The sequence below is a fragment of the Paenibacillus hunanensis genome (genome assembly GCF_014645615.1).
Taxonomy (GTDB): Bacteria; Bacillota; Bacilli; order Paenibacillales; family Paenibacillaceae; genus Saccharibacillus; species Saccharibacillus hunanensis.
The window spans coordinates 103,870-124,510 of record NZ_BMMB01000002.1; the positions used below are offsets into that span (position 1 = coordinate 103,870).

12 protein-coding genes are annotated in these 20,641 nt (G+C 42.8%); all 12 read right to left on the reverse strand.

Annotated features, from left to right (window positions below):
* Window positions 1-9: 9 nt before the first annotated feature.
* Window positions 10-516, reverse strand: coding sequence for a flagellar protein FlgN (locus IEX62_RS03975; protein WP_188774136.1), 507 nt, complete (start codon window positions 514-516; stop codon window positions 10-12).
* A 3-nt stretch (window positions 517-519) separates the two neighbouring features.
* Window positions 520-807 (reverse strand): flagellar biosynthesis anti-sigma factor FlgM, encoded by a 288-nt coding sequence (gene flgM, locus IEX62_RS03980; RefSeq protein WP_188774137.1) that lies wholly within the window; start codon window positions 805-807, stop codon window positions 520-522.
* A 345-nt stretch (window positions 808-1,152) separates the two neighbouring features.
* The gene (locus IEX62_RS03985; RefSeq protein WP_188774138.1) at window positions 1,153-1,566 is read right to left on the reverse strand and encodes a TIGR03826 family flagellar region protein; all 414 of its coding nucleotides are present in this window, start codon (window positions 1,564-1,566) and stop codon (window positions 1,153-1,155) included.
* A 231-nt stretch (window positions 1,567-1,797) separates the two neighbouring features.
* Window positions 1,798-2,724: a ComFC family protein gene (locus IEX62_RS03990; protein ID WP_188774139.1), complete on the reverse strand. Its 927-nt coding sequence runs from the start codon at window positions 2,722-2,724 to the stop codon at window positions 1,798-1,800.
* 4 nt (window positions 2,725-2,728) lie between these two features.
* On the reverse strand, window positions 2,729-5,272 hold the full coding sequence (locus tag IEX62_RS03995; protein WP_229685607.1) for a helicase-related protein: 2,544 nt from the start codon (window positions 5,270-5,272) through the stop codon (window positions 2,729-2,731).
* 247 nt (window positions 5,273-5,519) lie between these two features.
* Window positions 5,520-6,245 carry a response regulator gene (locus tag IEX62_RS04000; protein ID WP_188774140.1) on the reverse strand — a complete coding sequence of 242 codons (726 nt, stop codon included), beginning with the start codon at window positions 6,243-6,245 and terminating at the stop codon, window positions 5,520-5,522.
* A 13-nt stretch (window positions 6,246-6,258) separates the two neighbouring features.
* A complete protein-coding gene (locus IEX62_RS04005; RefSeq protein ID WP_188774141.1) occupies window positions 6,259-7,410 on the reverse strand; it encodes a sensor histidine kinase in 1,152 nt (383 codons plus the stop codon).
* Between the two features lie 60 nt (window positions 7,411-7,470).
* The gene (locus IEX62_RS04010; RefSeq protein WP_188774142.1) at window positions 7,471-10,152 is read right to left on the reverse strand and encodes a stalk domain-containing protein; all 2,682 of its coding nucleotides are present in this window, start codon (window positions 10,150-10,152) and stop codon (window positions 7,471-7,473) included.
* Window positions 10,153-10,706: 554 nt separating this feature from the next.
* Complete coding sequence (gene metK / locus IEX62_RS04015) at window positions 10,707-11,909, reverse strand: methionine adenosyltransferase (RefSeq protein WP_308422626.1); 1,203 nt, start codon at window positions 11,907-11,909, stop codon at window positions 10,707-10,709.
* 429 nt (window positions 11,910-12,338) lie between these two features.
* Entirely contained in the window at window positions 12,339-12,971 is a 633-nt protein-coding gene (locus IEX62_RS04020) for a hypothetical protein (protein WP_188774144.1), read from the reverse strand.
* Window positions 12,972-13,260: 289 nt separating this feature from the next.
* Window positions 13,261-15,630: a copper amine oxidase N-terminal domain-containing protein gene (locus IEX62_RS04025; protein WP_188774145.1), complete on the reverse strand. Its 2,370-nt coding sequence runs from the start codon at window positions 15,628-15,630 to the stop codon at window positions 13,261-13,263.
* A gap of 717 nt (window positions 15,631-16,347) precedes the next feature.
* The gene (locus IEX62_RS04030; RefSeq protein ID WP_188774146.1) at window positions 16,348-20,382 is read right to left on the reverse strand and encodes an S-layer homology domain-containing protein; all 4,035 of its coding nucleotides are present in this window, start codon (window positions 20,380-20,382) and stop codon (window positions 16,348-16,350) included.
* Between the last annotated feature and the right edge of the window lie 259 nt (window positions 20,383-20,641).

Genomic DNA, 20,641 nt, shown 5'->3' on the forward strand with positions numbered 1-20,641 from the left:
TCCTAAATATTAGCCTCTTGTATCAAACAATCCGGAACGAGTAAAACCGTAAGCTTTCTCAGCCGGATGTTGATAGGTCGCTTCCTGTTCTGGAACAAGCGCCATCATTTCCAATGAAAAGTCTACGTATTCCAAAGCCTGTTGAATCAACTGTTTGTTCAGGTCATTAAGTTGCTGGAACCGTTGCAGTGTATCGAACAGCGTAGAGCGAGCGTCAAGCAACTGCTGCTTCTCATCGGGATCAAACACCAGCCGCGCCAGCTCAGTCAGATTAAGCCGCAGCTTGGACTTGATGCCCCGTTCCAGCAGGAATTCGTAAACGAGCTGCTCGCGCTCATTTTCCAATTGCTCAACCAGTTTGGCCAGCTTGGATTCCTGATTCATGACGGCAATCAATTCATTGATTTGATTGTCAATAACGGCCCGCTTTTTGCTTTCGCCCAGTTCGATTAATTGCAGATGGCTATCATTCAGTTCATTTAGCTTAGCCACCAGCGGCTGCACAGTTCCATTCATTTATTAATTCCCCGTTCCTTTTAGGAAAGGCAGGAGCTTGTCAGCCAGCGCACCAGCGTCGACTTTGTATGTGCCTGCAGCTACCTGCTCTTTCAGACTTTGAATTTTTTGAGCGCGCTCTGCATCAGCAGTTGCTTGTGCAGTGTTCGCTTGCAGCATTTCCATAGCTTCTGGAGAGATGGACACTTCGTCCTTACGGCTTGTTTTCTTTTCGCCAGTTACGGCCTTTGCTTCGTTTGTACGTTGGTATGGGTTAACAGCGCCTACACGTTGTGTATCGTTAATTTTCATGGTTTTTTACACACTCCTTAGTAAATTTGAGAAAGAGTTCCTACTCCTTAGAGTCATTTGCTTCGGGAAGATAGATCGTCTTTTCAAAATTAGGAAGTCCTTTTTGAGATAACAGGAATGTTGGGTGATATTCGGAATATTGCATTTCCTGGTATCATTAAGGCAACCGAATTGTTGTTACTAAGATTATCGACCACTTTTTCCTTAATTTTTATAGTCTTAAAGTGGTTAATTGTGTAGTAATTTTTTTCGTTCCTTAAGTCCCAGACCTGCACAGCTATGCAAGTTTTAACACTCAAAATGTACTAGGAATTGTCGTTATTTGACTAGGAATAGGAAGTGTTCCTAGTTATCCCGGAATTTGTCGACAATTCTATAGGCCCCCTGCGTCTTCTCCGCTTGATTACTTTTGCCAGCATCCCCATCGTTATATGCGTTACGAATATCTTTTGTTAAACGCGAACGACAGGAATCACACATATTGCCTTCTCGAATAAGCGTTCCGCACACCTCGCATGCATATCCCATATTTGGTGCATTCGCGATGGAGATTCGTCCTTCTCGAATGAAGGTTGTAATCTGCTTGATCGATACTCCTGTTACTTCGGACAATTCCGTAATTGTAGTTCCTCTGTTCTCTTTTAAATAGTGATTACAGTCTTCATATTGTCTTTCAATATCCTTGATACAATCGCTGCACATGCCTTTTAGATTAAGTACATACAGTTTCCCGCATTGAGGACAATTTCCTAAATTCATAAACTGCTCGCCTCCTGTAAGTGTTATCCCATCTATGTTGTCCAAGCTCTAAGGTTATTTAAATGAAGATGTCTTTATTTATATCGTAAACAAACACGCATTTTGTTAGCATTACTTAATAAATTAAGCGTTTTGTTAACAATTTGCTTATGATTAGGTCATATTAATGAACAATCTGGCTTTACCTTCAGCGTATTTAGCATATAGATCGTTGATTTAGTAATATGAGCATTAGGAGCGTGCACAGGTAAGCGAGATCACCTGAAATTGTACACGACATTGAGCGCCTAATTCATGTAAGGCTAATGCACAGTTATGAATGGTACTTCCCGTTGTATAAATGTCATCAATTAGCAGGATCGGAATCACCCGATTAGCGTTTCGTTCATCCTCCAGCTGACCAGATACTCGAAGCGACTGATTAGTTTGTAGCGATGATGCCTGCATAGGAACAGCTGGAGCAGCTATATAGGAAGATATCCTATTTCTATATCCATACGGTTCATGATGTCGTTGTAGCACATCATGCACAAGCGAGCCAGCCATAGTCGAATAGGAAAAAACTCCTGCCATACTACGAATGCGTTCCTGTCTTCCTTGCTCGCTTTGCTTCATCGTTTGCCTGGTACGCTCTAATAAGGGTAGATACGGCAATTTTATATCCGCTGCCAGCCACCGAGCCATCTGCGCTGCCTGATCAAAGCCGCGTTCCTGTAATCGATTCGTGCTTGCTGGTACAGATGTAATCCAGGCAGGAAACCATTCACACCCGAAATGAGTGCTTAGCTCCGCCTGTAAACGATAGTAGCCCTCCACCATTAGCTGCCCAAATACAGCTTCATACCGCTCATTACCTCTATATTTATATGCTGCTAGCCAGCTACGAATATCAGTATTGTAACGAACAGCACTACGATTAAGCAAAAAACCACGGTGCTGCATTACCTGCCGCTGACAATCCTCACAATGAATGCTTCGTCCACATACCCTGCACTGCGGCTTCATAATCCATGGAATACGGCTAGCGCATGCATGGCAAAGCCCCTCATAAACGGATAAGCCTATAATCGTATGGGCACAGCTGATACACTGCTGATGGTGAGGGTACAGATAACGCCATAGCTTGCTCCAACTGGATGCATGAAGAAAGTGACTCATCGACTCAGTTCCTTTCCACAGACGATACAATATAGTTCTGTTTACGTGCAATGCGGTTCATTAAACGAATCTGTCCAATCGCCTGCTTCTGGCTACGACCGTATTCAGATGCGGTAAAGATAACTTTTCCCGCCGGATCTTGCTTGGATCTACCCGCTCGACCTGCCATCTGAATAAGCGCAGACGCATGATATACATGGTCATGTGCATCAATAATGTATACATCGCTCCCGGGAACCGTCACACCACGCTCTAATATCGTAGTCGTTACGAGAATACGAATCCGGCGCTCGCGAAATTGTACTACTTTCTGAGCACGCTGTTCATCCTCGGAAGAAGTACCGGCAATATGAAGCATGGGAAAATGCTCTTTTAACAATGTCACCATCGGCTCAATCCATGCGATACGTGGCATAAACCAAAATAGCTGTGCGCCTCGTTCAATCGAATGCTGTACCTGCTGTAGTAGTTCTATAGGAAGCTTGCCGCTACCATACCAGCTTACAAAGGATGGCGTCTTCATGCGCTTAGGAACAGGTAAAGGATGCCCATGAAAACGTACAGGTACCTTCGCATGTGCCAGTCGTCCTTGACGAATCGCCCGTTTTAGCGCGTCTGAGGGAGTAGCAGATAAATAGACAAACTTCCCGTCTGGACGACAGGCTGTATAGGCTCCATAGGCTAGCATTGGATTTCCATCATACGGGAACGCATCAATCTCATCAATAATCACGAGATCAAATGCAGCATGATACCGTAGTAGCTGGTGTGTTGTAGCAATCGTAATCGCTCCTTGTGTCCATTGCTCGTCACTCCCACCATATAAAGCAACGACCTGCTCACTTGGAAATGCCTGTCGTAGTCGCGGAGCCAGCTCCAGCACCACATCACGCCTTGGTGTTGCGATTAAAACATGTTGCTTTTTTTGAAGCATATAATCGATCAATGGGAAAATCATCTCTGTCTTCCCAGCTCCAGTCACCGCCCACAGTAAAAATCGACGTGAGCGTGGCAGCTTGTCCATTTGCCTAAGACCATCTTGAATACCTGGTGAATCAACATCTTCTATAGAATAGGAATGGGAAGTAGAGTATGCAGACGGATCGTTTATAATGTGTTCTTGATACATTTCCGTTGTACTCGCTCTCGTTCTCTTCGTAGAATCATCTGAACCCCGCTGTAAATGACCCTTTGCTTCCATTAAAGTCGCTTGGCATCTGTGCCAGTAGGCTTTGCTTATCTGCCATAGTAATGACGGGGTTAGTTGCGGAGATGCAACATCCTCCACCTTTGTCTGTAAAAATGAGAGAGCCTGCAAAGCTGCGGCTGTCTGTGCATTACTCAATCCCCAATGCGCCTGTATATCCTTTTTTCCTTCTGTACATGCTAGAGAACTCTGTAGAGAACTCTGCTGTTTCCCCTGCAAACCTGCACTAGCCGATTGCGCAGCAAATGGCGCCACTACAAAAAGTGCATGTGCCGTTCGCGATGGCTGTGCTACATTGCGCTGGCTGATCCTTTTCTGCTCTGTTTGCTCCGTTATTCGGTCAGCAATAGGTGGACGGACAGATTGCAATAATAGCCCGCATTCACGGCTTCTGCCCATCATTAAGCATTCCTCGCAATATCCACAGGCAGACGAGCCGCAGCCTGCACACGAGGTATAGCGAATGCTTGTACTTCCGCAGCGACGACAAGCTGTATGCTGATGGGAAGATAATCCGATACTATGTTTAACTGCATTCAAGAAAGACCAGCTATTATCCGATTGTTGATCCTCCGTTGAGGCTTCACTGCTAACATACACACTATCCAGCAAACGAATATGCTTTTGCAGATAGGCTAGCTGTAGATAGCTTCTCCAGCCTGCTGTATAAGGTGATTGCTGTTCATCCATCAAATGATGCAGTTCTGGTAATAGTAACGAACGACCATTTAATAAGCCTGTAAGCGCGATCGCTCCACAGGTGAGCTGCTTTTTACGATCGATCTGCTGCACATCGCCTTGAAGCTGGCCTCCTCCCTGATTCGATAGCACATATTGACCGCTGCCCGTCCAGCCTCTTTCTCTCGTCCATAATGTACATGGAAAGACGAGCTGTAATTGCGTGCTTGTCGGCGCAGACTTGGAAGAGGCGAATGGGCCAACTGAAGATGTTAGGAAAGAATGACCTCTACTGTAGAACTCGTTAGCAATGGACTGTCTTGCTGTTATGTATTCACTCAACCACTGTCTGATCTGCTCGATCATCGCAGAAGCATTTACAATAGTAGCTTCTGCTGCGCTGGTATAATGTCTTTTATTATTCTGCTCAAAGGATGTGGCTGGATGAGTTGCTTCTTTTTGATGCTGTAAGCGACCATTAAAATGGCGTACGCAAGCAAATGCCCAGCCCACTGGCAAGTCACTAACGATATGCCATAAGCTTCGACATGAATAGCCTCTTTTATTTGTAGCTGTCCACCATAAGCTATCAATACGCATATCCAGCGATACATGTAGTCTCCAGCCCTGTTCATGCTCTGTCGCATATAAATCTACCTTCACTCTATTTCCTCCAATCTATACTATGAATGCAATGGATAGTCTACTCTCGTTATGATGTATGTTTGTTTTACGCTATATGCTCCTGAATAGGACTTTAAAAAGCTCTACGTATAAAGCTAGATACGTTCAGTCATAATAAAGTACGCAAAACAAAAAAGCACACTTATCCGTTTGAGGGAAAGTGTGCTTCACTTTGACTTTACTATTGTAGTATATCACTCACGTCTAGTTCAGATCAAAATTCGAGTTACAGTGTAACCCAGCCATGCTTGATCGAGTTGATAACCGCTTGTGTACGATCATCAACCTCCATTTTTTGCAAAATGCTACTCACGTGGTTTTTAACCGTTTTCTCACTAATGAACAGGTATTCACCAATCATTTTGTTGCTCTTGCCCTCTGCCATCAGACGCAGCACTTCAGCCTCGCGTCGTGTCAGTGGATTATCATCACCGGCTACAAATTTTACACCAGTGTCGCCGTTATTATTGTTATCAGCCAGCGTGCCTGTTTCGTTTACATACGTCATCCGGCGAAGCTGCTGAATGAGCTTCCCTGTTACTTTTGGATGGATGTAAGCATGCCCTTCCACTACAGAGCGGATCGCATTAACAAGAGACTCTGCCTCCATGTCTTTGAGCAGATAGCCCGAAGCGCCTTTGCGCAGTGTCTCAAACACATAGCTTTCATCATCATGAATCGACAGAATGATAACCTTAATGTCAGGGAAAAGCTCGCGTAGCTTCTCAGTCGCTTCTACCCCGTTCTCAACTGGCATATTGATATCCATCAATACAACTTCCGGTGGAGTATGATTGCAGAACTCCAGTACCTGAATACCATCTCCACATTCGCCAATGACCTCCAGATCATCCTCCATATTGAGGATGCGCTTTAGCCCTTCGCGGAACAGTTGATGATCATCGGCCAGCAGTATTTTAATTTTTTTAGAGCCGTAATCATGGTTTTCCATCCTGTTACTCCTTTCACTTTTCCACATTCGTTGGAATATGAATGACAATTTTTGTCCCCTGATTTTCAGCAGATTCAATTTCCATTCTGCCGTCAAGCAATTCGACTCGTTCGCGCATGCCAATCAGACCGAAGTTATTATGGTCTTTGGTACGCTGATCTACCTTTTCCAGATTAAAGCCTTTGCCGTTGTCTTCTACGGTCAGCTTCACAATCTGAGCCTGAAACGTAATGATGACAGTAACATATGTCGGTTCGGCATGTTTTGCTGCGTTGGTCAGTGCCTCCTGTACCAGGCGGTAGATGGCAGCCTCCATCGCGGAACTGAGCCGGTATTCCTTGCCTCTGGTTTCAAAAATAGAACGGATTCGAGTTTTTTCCTCATAATCCTGCACATACTTCCGCAGAGTTGGAATAAGCCCCAGATCATCGAGGGCCATAGGTCTTAAATTGAAAATGACTTTTCTCATTTCTTCCAGGCTGGAACGCACCTGTCCCTTCAAATCTATTATTTCGTCCCGTACCATCGCATAATCCTGCTTTGCGATCATTCTTTCTACAATTTCGGTCCTAAGAACTAGATTTGCCAGTAATTGTGCAGGGCCATCATGAATTTCACGGGAAATGCGCTTGCGTTCATCCTCTTGCGCCAAAATAATTTTGAGGCCAATCAGCTGACGATTTTTAGCAGATTCAATAATACGGGTGACCTGATTCAGCTCACCCGATAAATATTCGAGCACAACTCCCATTTGCGAGCCAATCGTTTCAGCTCGCTCAATGGAGTTTTCTACGTTTTTCACTCGCTTCTGCAAATCGTCACGGCGTGCCTTCAAATACATTTCCTTTTCCCGATATATCATCAGATCAAGCTGTAGCTGAGTCGCCTTCTCGTAGGCTTGTTTGATATCTTCTTCATTATACCGCACAAAGTCACGACTTACTTCAGTGAGTCTGATTCGGGAACTGCGATAACCGACCTCAAGCTTGTCTACCTTCTCGATCGTCTCCGCTGTCTCGCGCAATACCAGTTCAAGCTCAGTATTCAGGGACAACAGCTCACGCCGCGAAGTGTCCAAAATCTCGAAGATCTGATATTTGCTGTTTTCCATTACATTTGTTGCGTTCTTAATGACGTGATCTATCGCATCAGCGTGGAACTCCACTTGATCTTCTCCATTTCTGTAAGTCATTTATATGATACTTTTATATCATATTATAACTTATCATGATTGGATAGTAATCGTCTTGGTTGTTTGATCCCATTTTACATTCAATCCAAGCTGCTCAGATACGAGTCTAAGAGGGACTAAAGTCCTGCCCGAAACAATAACTGGTGCAACCGATGAACTCTGCAAACGACCATTTTGTACATAATTTTTTTGTCCAACTGTCAAATCGATCAATTGTCCTGCACGTAAAATCGTCACTCGTTGATTGGATTGATCCCAGTTTGCCTGTCCACCAAAAGCATCTACGATGTATTTTACCGGAATATACGTGGCACTATCTTTGAGCATTGGCGCTGCATCAATCGATTGCGCCTGACCATTCAACGTCGCGGTCTTCTTGCCTACTGTCATCGCCAGTGATCCCGTTGGATTCGTAAAGCTTGGCGCCTGTGTTGCACCGGTCAGCTTGATATTATCAATCTGGATCATGCCTGTCGCTGCACGTTCATCCTGACCCTCCTCTACATTCACCACATACAGACGTTTAAGCTTGGCTGGATACGCAATATTCAGTCCGGACAGATCCACATTGAGTGTCTTCCAGCCCTTCCAGTTCAGACTCTTGGCAATATCAATATAGACGGTTTTGCCATTTGCATCTGCAACCTCGCCACGCAGCCAGTTATAGCTCTGATCGCTGTATACATCGAGGGACATTGATGACGAGCCTGCTGTCAATGCTTTACCGGAGGTTCCGTTGAATTGCGCGTAAGCATACTTCTTCGCTGTTCCAGCTGTCATATCATAGCTTAGCTGCAATACTTTGGAGCTTGCATGATCATCTGCGCCCTGTACAATACTAGCCGAGCCTGTAACATTGCTTGGATTGCCCAGGAAGCTAATATCGTAGCCAGTATTTTCGAAATCTTCCCATGTGCTTGCCTGTGCGCCACCTGTGCCCAGTACGATCATCGTACTAAAGCCATCATAGCGAGCAATCGCATAGCCCACTGTAGCATCCTTGTCGACCGAGTTAATCGTCAATTGATCACCTTTAACTGTACCTTTAAAGCCGACGAACTGCCAGTTTAGCATTTCAGGCGCAATCGTGAGACTAGAACCATTTTTCAATGTCGCCGTTACCGGTACAGAAATCGTTGTTCCTGCTTGTAATGAAGCGGTTTTGCTGGCTGGTGTCAGACTTTGAATCGCTTCTGCGCCTACAACCTCTACATTCATACTTGTGCTGATACCATTGCTTGTCGCTGTAACCTTAGCAGTACCTGATTTTACAGCCTGGAACTGGTCACCTGTCCATTTAATATTGCTATTGCCTGCTTTCCAGGTTGGCTTGATTGCATCGTTTTTGATCGGGTTATAGTACGTGTCATAGCCCTTCGCCGAATAGGTTGCTGTTTGACCAAGTAATAGCTGCTTTGGACCGCTAATACTAAAGCCCTTCACACTGCCTTGAGGCGCTGTTGTGTATACACCTAGTCCATTTACTACACTACGCTGGGTTGTACCGCCATATTCCGTCTCAAACGCCAGTGTAGCCTTATCTTCACCAAGCGGACGGCTTACGAGCGTCGTTGAACCACCGCCATCGAGATTTAGACCCTTCCATACACCGATCGATGTCATAAAGTCTTGCAGCTCAGACAGCGACATCCCTGCGCTATTGTCATTATCCTCCACAGCAATGACATACGCATAGCGTCCATCCTGAGAATAACCGACAGCTGTACGTGCACGGTTACCACCGATGGAGCTTACACTACGAGAAAACGAGGATGGCTTGCCGCCATCAACCAGAATGGTATGACCACCGATCATCATTTTCAGATCGGACGGGTCTACCGTTTTACCAGTTGATTTGACCCGTAGGGAATAATCGGTTGTCACCTTTTGCCCGACTGCCATATGCTGCTGAATGTATTTCGCAGCTGTTCCATGCGCACGCAAAATATATGCACCTGTAGGCACCGCTTCCTGAATCGTTTTATTTGCAGAGATCTGTGTGATCACGCCGTTCTCTACCAACACCTCTGTTGGCGTGGTTGAGCTATTTGCTGGACGTTCTGTCGCTTTCCAGGCATCAGTATAAATATACATTTTATTCATGTGACTGTAGGTTTTATCCGGCTCTGTCATATAGGAGGCCTGATTAATACCAGCTAGGTCAAAGGTTGAGCCATCCTGAGCCGTCACCTTACCTTCAAATGTAAATTGCTCGATCATCGGCGTTCCGCTCTTCGTCACGCCAAATGCATACATTCCTGTTAACTGCGAAGGACTCGACATCAGCACACCGTCAGATACCTGCGCTCCCATCGGTACGCCCTCTGCACTTGTATTGAAATAGTCGCCATTCACGCCCGCAACTGCTTTGGTCTCCTGCGCCATGCCTTCAACCGATTGACGGGTCGTAAATTTACCACCCTTACCTGTCATCACATCGAGATTTACATAAGGATTTTGCAAATCCACTCGAACGACATCCGCTAGAACATTAACGCTTCTGCCAGAACGTGTTGTCTTATATCGATATTGCAGCAATTTGGCACCGGACGTAATGTAGCTTTCATCCAATTTGGTGGTCGATGCTGCCGCTGCTGTTTGCGTTGCCAACAATGAGCTTGCTGGAAGTCCCAACTCCACTACAGGCTGAATCCAAAGTGTACCTGCGAGAGTGAATACAATCCATCTGCGCATTGTTTTTGTTTTGCCAGTCATTAATAAAACGCCCCTATCCTTAAAATTCCTTGAGCAGTCTGGATCACTACCAGCTGCCTGTGTGGTGCTTGTTTGTATATGCGACTAACCTACGTATTCATCAATGAAAATACCTTATACAATTAGACTACTCTTTAGCACAAAAGTTACGGTTAGCATATGTTTTTATACATTTCGTTTTGCATGATCATACACTGTTTTTCACCCTTATAGTATACGCTTTATACTATACCCTTACCAATCATAGTATCTTGCACAAAAAGCCGCTCTGCATATTGCAGGCGGCTAGTGTGTAGGAATGATGTATAACATGGATCATACCATGATTCATCTCGCTAACTATTTAATTGCATCGCTACGATCGATATAATGATTGTAGATTTGTATACGATACGTTTTCCGTACAAACATATACATACTATCTTATATCAATCAAGCTTATACAAGACTAACGTTTAGTCTCACAGCATGATCTCGTAACATAGAATTCAAATGTATAATCCCACATTACGCACTCAAGCTAAAATATTGTAACCTTCTGCCTTAACGCTAGTTTACAGACCTGCTTCAGTTCTCAGCAGCTCTGCTTTATCAGTGCTCTCCCATGGCACATCCAGATCGGTACGACCAAAATGACCATAAGCTGCTGTCTGACGATAAATTGGACGACGCAGATCCAGCATACGAATGATACCCGCAGGACGCAGGTCAAAATGCTTGCGGATCAATTCTACCAGTTTATCCTCACTTACTTTACCTGTGCCATACGTATCCACATTGATCGATACTGGCGTAGCTACACCAATCGCATAAGCAAGCTGAATCTCACATTTATCAGCAAGACCCGCAGCAACGATATTTTTTGCTACATAACGAGCAGCATAGGCTGCGGAACGGTCTACTTTTGTAGGATCTTTGCCTGAGAAAGCACCGCCGCCATGACGAGCATAACCACCATATGTATCTACGATGATTTTACGACCTGTCAGACCTGCATCCCCTTGAGGACCACCAATAACAAAGCGTCCAGTTGGGTTGATAAAGTATTTTGTTTCTGCATCCAACAGATCCGCTGGCACTACAGGAGCAATAACATGCTCACGAATATCCTTTTGAATCTGCTCCAGCGTAATTTCTTCTGCGTGCTGAGTGGATACTACGATCGCATCGATACGTACAGGCTTATTATCCTGATATTCTACCGTCACCTGTGTTTTACCGTCTGGACGAAGATAATCAAGCGTACCATCTTTACGTACTTCGGACAAACGACGCGCGATGCGGTGAGACATCGCGATAGGCAATGGCATTAATTCTGGCGTTTCATTTGTTGCAAAGCCAAACATCAAGCCCTGGTCGCCTGCACCAATATTTTCAGTTTCAAGCTTCAATTGCTCGGGATCACGAGTTTCCAAAGCTGAGTTTACACCCTGTGCAATATCAGCAGATTGCTCATTCAAGGAACTCAGAACAGCACATGTATTGTAATCAAAACCGTATTTTGCACGTGTATAACCGATTTCCTTAATTGTATTACGTACAATTGAAGGAATATCAACGTATTCCGATTTCGTACTAATTTCACCAATGACCAGCACCATACCTGTTGCTACTGCTACCTCGCACGCTACACGCGCATTAGGATCATTAGCCAAAAACGCATCAAGAACTGCATCAGAAATTTGATCACAAATTTTATCGGGATGTCCTTCAGTTACGGACTCTGATGTAAATAAATGCTTTTTAATTGTCGACACAAACTCAACCTCCCATATGGATAGTAAGACCAATGCGTATTGCATTACAGCCTTTCAAAGTGCTCCCACACAAAAAATGAACCCTTCCCATATGGAAAAGGTCGCTTTACAAGCCTTACAGGTCATGATAAACCATTTAGCTAGAGGTGTCAAACCATCATAACCAATTAATCCTGTCGGTATTGTTTATTTAATATTATTTTCATTGTATATCCTGCATGATCACATAAAGAATACAATCGATTAAAAATACTTCAAGTAACCGAACTACCAAAAAATTACAATATATTGCGTATAAGATTATACCTTCGTTGAAGAAAGTATTTTTATATTTATTGCATTCTATGCATGAAGTTCATTCACTTATGTAGGATACCTTTACTGCACAGAGGCGCTCAACCAACAAAGGTACCCATAAATCAAATTGTATTATTGTATATCATAGCTTCCGATAACCATCAGTGTTGCATTAGATGTCTGGTTAGCAGTGACCATTACGCCACGACCATCACGAGGAAATAGCAGTAAGTGATTATTAGTAATAGCCTGATTACCACCCAAATCCGTTCCATCCGTTACATCAACAATACCATTGGTCCCATCGCTATATACAGTAGCATTACCATGTCTCACAATGATCTGTGTACCTGCTTTTGCAATTAATGTTTTGCCTGGTCTTAGCTCAACAATATCAATTTTAGCGGTAGCTGAGGTCGAAGCTGAATTACTAGAGCTTCCAGTAGCGGCTCCAGTATTCGAATTTGACGTATTGGAGCTAGAGGATGAATTGTTTGAAGAAGAGCTCGAATTATTTTTTGTTCCACTGGATGTGTTGGAGTTATTATTTGCCGAGCTGCCTGAAGAACTATTTGAAGCTCCAGAATTTAAGTTACCACCCAGTGCTTTCTGAATTTGTTGATCGACATAGCTTTTAGTCACCACTGGATCATCAGCTGAACCTAACTGACTACTAGCATTACTAACAGTTGTGAACGAACTTCCTACCCATACCCCAATGCCGATGGTTGCTACTGCGAGCATCCATGTTGATCTTTTCCCCATAACATGTACCTCCAAGATTAAGTTCTATTATAAATTGGTATTATTTTCGATAAATAAATGGTCATTGCATATACGACAATTTCCCGTATTTCCTCATTGTTTGTAATACGAAACCTTTTACTTTTCATTCATCCTTGAATAGCATGTTTTCTCTCACTATATCATACTAACGAATCAGACTTATAAGCAAATTAGAAAATAAAAAATACCCCGGAGCAGTTGCCTACTCCGAGGTATCTCAGTGAAGGTATGACTACCTTCTATGGTTTAGCTTGTAATATCAGACATATTACTTGCTGTTTACTGTTACAGTTTTAGCTGCAGCATCGTATTGGATTACTGCATCCAGAGCTTTACCAACCCATGCGATAGGCAGTACAGTACGGTTAGCTTTAGTTACTGCTTTAACGTCCATGTTGATTGTGGAACCGTTAATTGTCAGTTGGTTAGTGTTCAGTTTCAGCTGAACTACACGATCACCTTTGATCATTGTAACAACAGAAGTCGCTTTGTCGAACAGGATGTTCGCTTGGGATACGCCCAGAGCTTCTGCTACATAACGAACTGGCAGGTAAGTGCGGCCGTTTTCAACGTAAGGAGCAACTTCAGCAGTACGAGTTTGACCGTTTACAGTGTAAGCAGTGCTACCGATTGTGTAGATAGCTGTTACAGCGTTGTCAGTCTCACCAGCTGGTGCAGTACCGATTGTAGCGATAGCTGCTTTAGCTGCGTATTTGTAGCTGGATTTCCAAGTGTCGGCTACATCGCCAGCACCGTGGTATGCAGTGTAAGCTGCGCCGTCGCCTTGTACTTTAGCAACGATGTCGCCTTGTGGTACAGTACGGTCGATACGCAGGTTAACGCCGCTAACAGTAATTGTGCTTGCAGTTGCGCTCTCGCTATCTACGTAGAAAGTCAGAACACCTTGAGTACCGCTGTTGTTGTAAGTGTCAACGGATACGTTACGGATACGCAGATCGCCACCAGTTACGGATACAGTTGGAGTGGAACCGAAAGTCACGCCAGCTGGCAGGAGAACTTGAACTTGACCAGTACCATCGTCAGTCAGTGCACCAGCAGCGCCTTCTTTGATCATCAGATCGCCGATAGAAGCATTGTCAGTACCGATTGCAATGTTGTAAGTTGCGTTAGTTGCAGTCAGGGATACGCCAGATACTGCTGTTGCCAGTTTAACTGTACCAGTCAGACCTTGGCTACCTGCTACTGTAGCGTTCAGATCACCAGTGAAACCTGGTTGAACTGCTACTTCAACATCTTTCAAAGTGATAGAACCAGCTTTGTTAGAAGTGTTTTGACTTGGGAAAGTCAGTTTTAGAGTACGACCATCCGTACCAGTATAATCGATAGTTGGACGAACCAGACCATTAGCAGTATCAATGGAACCAGTTGTAACATTTCCTACATTTTCGCCACCATCATAAACTGACTGCCAACGAGCACCTTCTGGTAGTTGCAGAGTTACAGTGCGTCCAGCGATGAAAGATCCGGCAACGGATTCTTTAACTACTACATTACCAATTTTTTGCTCATCTTGACCAGCTACTACAGTAGTTGGAGAAGCAACTGTTACACCACCACCGTATTGACCATAAGTACCAACTACCAGAGAAGATACATTGGAAGAAGAACTACCACTAACTGTAGCTGTTACATCGCCTTCTTTAACTTTATCTTCGTCTTGCACTGTAAATGTCAGTGGCAGATCGAAAGAAGAAGCTGTGTTAGAAATTGATTTTGCAGAGATTGTAGCTGTATCACCATCAAAAGATACGTTCACATCTTCGTTTGTAAGTACACCATACAAAGAAGTAGCTGTACCACGGGAAGACCACTCGAAACCGGATGGAAGTTTCAATTTAACTGCATTACCTGTTTTAAGGGAAGCAGCTACAGATTCAGTAAGACGAAGTGTAAAACCAAAGTCGTCGCTACTGGATTGTGTATCACGAGCTTCCAAAGCTACTTGACCGGAAGATACTACAGTAGCAACTTTAACATTACCAGTTGGAAGACCACTGTTTGGCGATGCGGAGAAACTTACATTAACATCTCCAGAACTAGGACCAGTAGAAATAATACCGTTCAGGTTCAAGAACAACTCTACATCATCAGAATTGTTTGTACCAGTAATTGTGATTTGAGCACTTTTGTTATCATTGCTAATTTTAGCAACGGAAACAGAAGTAATACCGCTTCTACCTACGCCACCGCGCAGTTGGTAAGTGTTTTGTCCAACCGTTGGAGTAGCTGTATCAGCTAAAGAAGTGAAATCTTGATCATTGCGGAATTCAAATCCTTGTGGAAGAGTGAAAGTCAGTGTTTGGCTTCCACCTTTAAGAGTGAATTGGTCAACATTCACTTTTACACGACCAAGTTGTGTATATTGATTATCTGTTGGATTAGCTGGAGTAGAATCTGTGTTCAGTGTTGGAACGTTGTAAACATCGAAAGAACCGGATGCATGTGCTGCTGTTGGAGCCAGTACACCTGCAACTGGAGCGATACCAGCCAGCAGAGCTGCGCTTGCTGCTACGTTAATAACTTTTTTAGTAGACTTTTTCATAACCTTTTTTTCTCCTCCTTGAATATCATAAACATTATTTTTGTTTGTTTGTTTGTTATGGATTTTATTACTCATGTTGTTACACCCCCTTCCCGAGTATAAGCAAATCCCATTGTATGATGATATCTGTGAAAATCACAGAAAATCGTAACCGGAACATTCGCCAATCAGAAGACCGCAGTGTCCAATGGTATTATACACTTGCGCCAATGATGCCGTAAAGACATTTTTTCACATCGGGATTGTTGAATATTCCATTAGGGTTCATTGTCATTCAACAACCTGTTAGCATGTTTTTTGCCGTCATTTCATCAGGTTCGTATATATAGACGCAGGGTTTCTTTAAAAGTTGCAGTGCCTTCAAAAATTTTTTTGGCACAACCTTATTAATCTTACTATACTTTTAAAGAGATTACCAACTTCGCCCACTCACCCGTAACTGCAAGCTACTTTTTAATAACTCTAAGTAGTACCTAAACAGGTTTGTTGTTCTTTAAACACTTGGGCTCAGGAGAACTTTTAGTGCTGCTCTCGCTGTTTCCAAACTTATAGACGCAGGGTGTTGCAAAAAGGTTGCAGGGTTTTTAAAGTTTTTTTGATTTTTTATAAATTCAATGATTATACAGATCTAAAAAACACCTAAAACCCTTGATATAACAGCGTTTTTTCATTTCTAAACTTCATCAAAATATATTTGCGAAATCTTCTGGAATAATAAAAAGAGCGTTCACCTTTGTAGATGAACGCTCTTTCCTTTAACTCTATTACTAGATTGAAGTTATATCTTATCCTTTACATCTTCGGCAGCTTTTTATCACTGATCATGACTTTAGCCAGAATTACAGCTGTATCAGAGCGCAGCATTTTGGCTGTCGGAGTAAAGTTGAAGCCTTTTGTTGAATCGCCATCAATCGCGGATCCATTGATGAAGCCTTTTTTCGCTACAGCTAGAACAGAAGCTCTTGCATAGCGATCAACTGTGCTTGCATCTTTGAAGATCTTTTGCAGGCCTGCATCGATTTTGGTCTGATCGGTTTCCAGCTTGAGGTTCAATGCTTTGGCAATAATAACTGCCGCATCCTGACGACTGATATTTTCACCTGGGCTGAACACCTGTGGCTGTGTACCACGAACAAAGCCGGCACGGGCTGCTGTTTCAATATAACGATAATCATATAATGCATCAGGGAGAATCTGTGAATCATTACTACTCACATCAATAAAGTGCTTAGGTCCCTGGAAGTCAAACGGCATTTCTTTCGCTCTTACAATTGCACGAGTGAACTCACCACGTGTTACATATTGGTCTGCACCAAACGAGCTATCTGGATCTGTCGCCTTCATAATACCTTTAGCAAACAGAGCTTCCATATAGTCACGCGCATAATTGTGCTGAACAATGTCGGTATAAGAATAGCTGAGCTTAGCAACTACATAATAACCGAAGCGATCAAAAGGTACAGTCACAGTATGACTCTTTGCGTTCACTACCCCACCGATATCTTCCCATTGACCAGAGCTGTTACCCAGCGAGCGGTCGAAGAAGAATACGGTGATCAGTTTACCCGCGTCTTCAGCTACGTTATCCGAGTAAGACAGTGTCAGTGTTCCGCGTTTCGATGGAACCAGCTCATTGCGTGGATCGCGCTCGTAGAAGCTAGGTACGGTAGAATCGGACGGTTGATATGGATCTTGTCCCATTTTAACAGGATCATAATCTTGAGGTGTATCAAGATTATCTGCTAGACCTGGGTCGATCCAAAAAACTGGACTACTTTTTACAAAGTGATTATTAAATTGGTTCACAAAAATTTGTTGTCCTACTTTGAACTTCTGATCCATATTAGTAGGAACTTGCTCGAAGTTATAGCGGTTAATAACTCCATCCTGGCTATTACCAATACCGAATAAAAGCGTATTGCCTGAGAATACTTCATTTTTACGTTGATCTTCAGCAGTTGTACCAATATCTCTACGAATCAGGTTCGTACCAGATGGGAATTTAAGACTAACATCGCCATCAAATACTTTGGCGGAGTTTTTCATATCCATCATGAATTGTGCGCCTGGAATATTCGTAGGTACATACTTAACAATAATCTGATCCTTGATTTGTTGACCGGCAATTGTAACTACAATTGGAATCTTAGTTTCTTTATTTGGTTTTAAATCACGAACGGTTACTTTATAAGCATCTGGGTATTCCGGAGGGTTACCATTGGCTTTGCCGCTAGGATCTGTATAGAAAGGTGCTTTTGTAGCTGTTTCTTTATTAATAACAACAGAAGTAGCATTCTTTGAATTAATAACTACATCAATAAAATTACTGTTTGTTAGTTTTTGCGCTTCTACTGGACGAGCGATAATATACGTATCAGTTTGTTTGCTGATCTCCATACGAGCCGACGTACTTGGTCCACCTGTACCCGTGTTATAAACAGTAAAGTTATATACCACTGGACTGTTATCATCTGGAACAGCTTGTCCTCTAAGGATGAAAGAGAATGACTGCTTACTATAATCATAAAATACGCTTAAATTATTTGAAGCACTGGCTTTGTCGTTAATTACATCCCCAGTAGTGGAATTAAAGCGTTGATCCAAACTCCAAGTAGCTACTGTACTTCCGTCGGATTTGGTGACTTTCAAAATATAATTCGCCGGAGTGATCGAATTCAATCCACTCTCTACAGCTGTTTTCGTAGTACCCAAATCCACAAAATCAAACGTACCATAAACATTAAAGTTCTTTTCTTTTGTCGTAAATACAGTGCCATTTGCTGTGAAAGCAGCATCTCTAGCAGTAGGAATAGCATCACTACCACCTGTATATTTGAATGGGAAAATTCCTAAGGTCGTATCTACAGGAATAACAGGTACATCTGTAGGTACAAGATTAATCTTCACCGATAGTTCATAGGATGTTTTATCCGTTTTAAATACTAATTTGATAGTATTCTCACCAGAAAACATTGCTTTATAAGCCGAACTAATATCTTGAATTTTAAAATTCGGATCGTTGGCGTTACCACTTGCTGGCACTAACGGTATAAGCGTGTTATTGACGTAAAAGAATACCGTTTGCTTATTCGCACCATTATCTGCATAGCGAATATCCGTAGCCACAGTTACATTTTGTAGTTTACCAGAGAAACTATCCAATGTGCCTGCAACGATTCTCGTGTCAGCACCCGCTACATTCTGACTATTCTGAATGACCATACCATCATATGCTTTATTAAAACTTGCATATGGACCAAATAAAACATTAATTGTTGCTGGAACTTCTGGTGTATTTGCAACAAGATTGCCTTGTGCATCACTTTTAGCACCTGTGAAATACAATGTCTGCGTACCATTCACAGGAACTTTAGTCAATTTATAAAGCAATCTTTGCATACGTTGCGAATTTCCATTAACCGTTTGTACAACTGATTCAGATTTAATGAATTCAATTGTTGGCTTGTCTGTAGACTCTTTTCCTGTAGCATCCACTACTTTGCTAATATTCAGTTTCGTATTGCTATCACCATTGACCACAAAAACTTCCAAAGCAGTCGGTAATGAGAAAATATTAGCTCCATCTAATGTAGTGCCATTCATACCACTAGCTGAATCAGCGCTTGTATTTGCAGTATAACCTGACAAATAATTCACCTTATAAATGTAAGATGCAGCGCTATTTCTCAGTGTTAATCCAATACCACTGCTAGAACTACCATTTGCTACAATAGCAAGATTAATTCCTTTATCATAGTTAAACGTACGTGATGAATCTTCAGGAATTGTATACTGCAGTGTGGCATATGCTGTCGTACTTTCTGCAGCAATTTTTGTAGCCGCTGTAGTTCCAGTATATGTTGATCCGCTTGCTACACCAGCTCCGCTAAAAGTATAGCTGATATAATTACTCAGATCATCTGGAAGAGCACCATTTGTAAGAGGTACAACGACTTTACCAGTTACACTAAATGTATTTTTAGAAACAGTAAAGTCTGGAAATGAAGCTAGATCAGAAGATTTATTGGAATCGCTATTAGCATACGTATCATAGAACGTAGTCAGACCATTATAGAACGTAACTTCGCGTGTTGTTTCCAGCACCTGTGTTCCGTTAATTGCCTGAATCGTCAGTGTATTTTTACCGAGCTTCAATGCGATTGGTGCCACGGTAAATTGATAATTGTTCGCGCTTGAAACAATCGCTGTACGGCTGTTACCACCGTTAACGAGTACAGTCACTTTTGTCGCGTTTGGTGCAGAACCGCTCAGCGACATATTGGCTGTTTGTTGTCCGTCATTAATTCCACCTTTGGCTGCTGTCAGTACAACTGGCGTATTTTCTTTCAGCGCAACGGTATCGTTATCCAGTACGCCTGTTAAGTTATAAATAGTAGGTCCATCACGGTACTCTACATAAATGGACTCTGCAACTTGAGAGGAAACGCCTTGCGTTGCTTTAAACGTAATACGGTTCAAACCTGCAAACAGAGGAATATCGGAGATTGTCAGGCTTGATCCACCAGTAGTGCTTGCAGTAATATTGCCACTCAATCCTTTATTAGAATTGATAACAGTAACAGTATCACCGTTTTTAGAAATTTGCTCGACATCATACGAAATCGAGTTTGCGTTAATGTTACTGTAGCTACCTGTCACCGTAAGACGATCGCTGTTAGCGATACGCGGTGTAGAGATATCATACTGTTCATTCGGAAAAATGAAAAAGTTGCCTGTTGCTGCCTGTGCCACATTACCGCCAATTCCTTGAGGCAAAAGGCCAGCCAACAAGACTACCGCCAATAGCATCGATAGTAATTTCTTCAAAATAATGTTCCTCCTCTTGTTCCGCTCACAGCTTTGGTTCTGTATGGCGGGCTTAACCTGTCTATCCTTTTTATCGGCAAGGATAGTATAGATTTTAATAAAATTAGGAAATTCCAAGAAAAAACATCGTATTCGAATCGCGCAATCGTTAAGATATGGACAAAATTTTACACTTGCTTTTTTTGCATACTTGCGCAAGCCCAGTCGTAGCGCGGATTGATAATAATGATCGCCTTTCATTCAATTTGAAGCAAAAGAG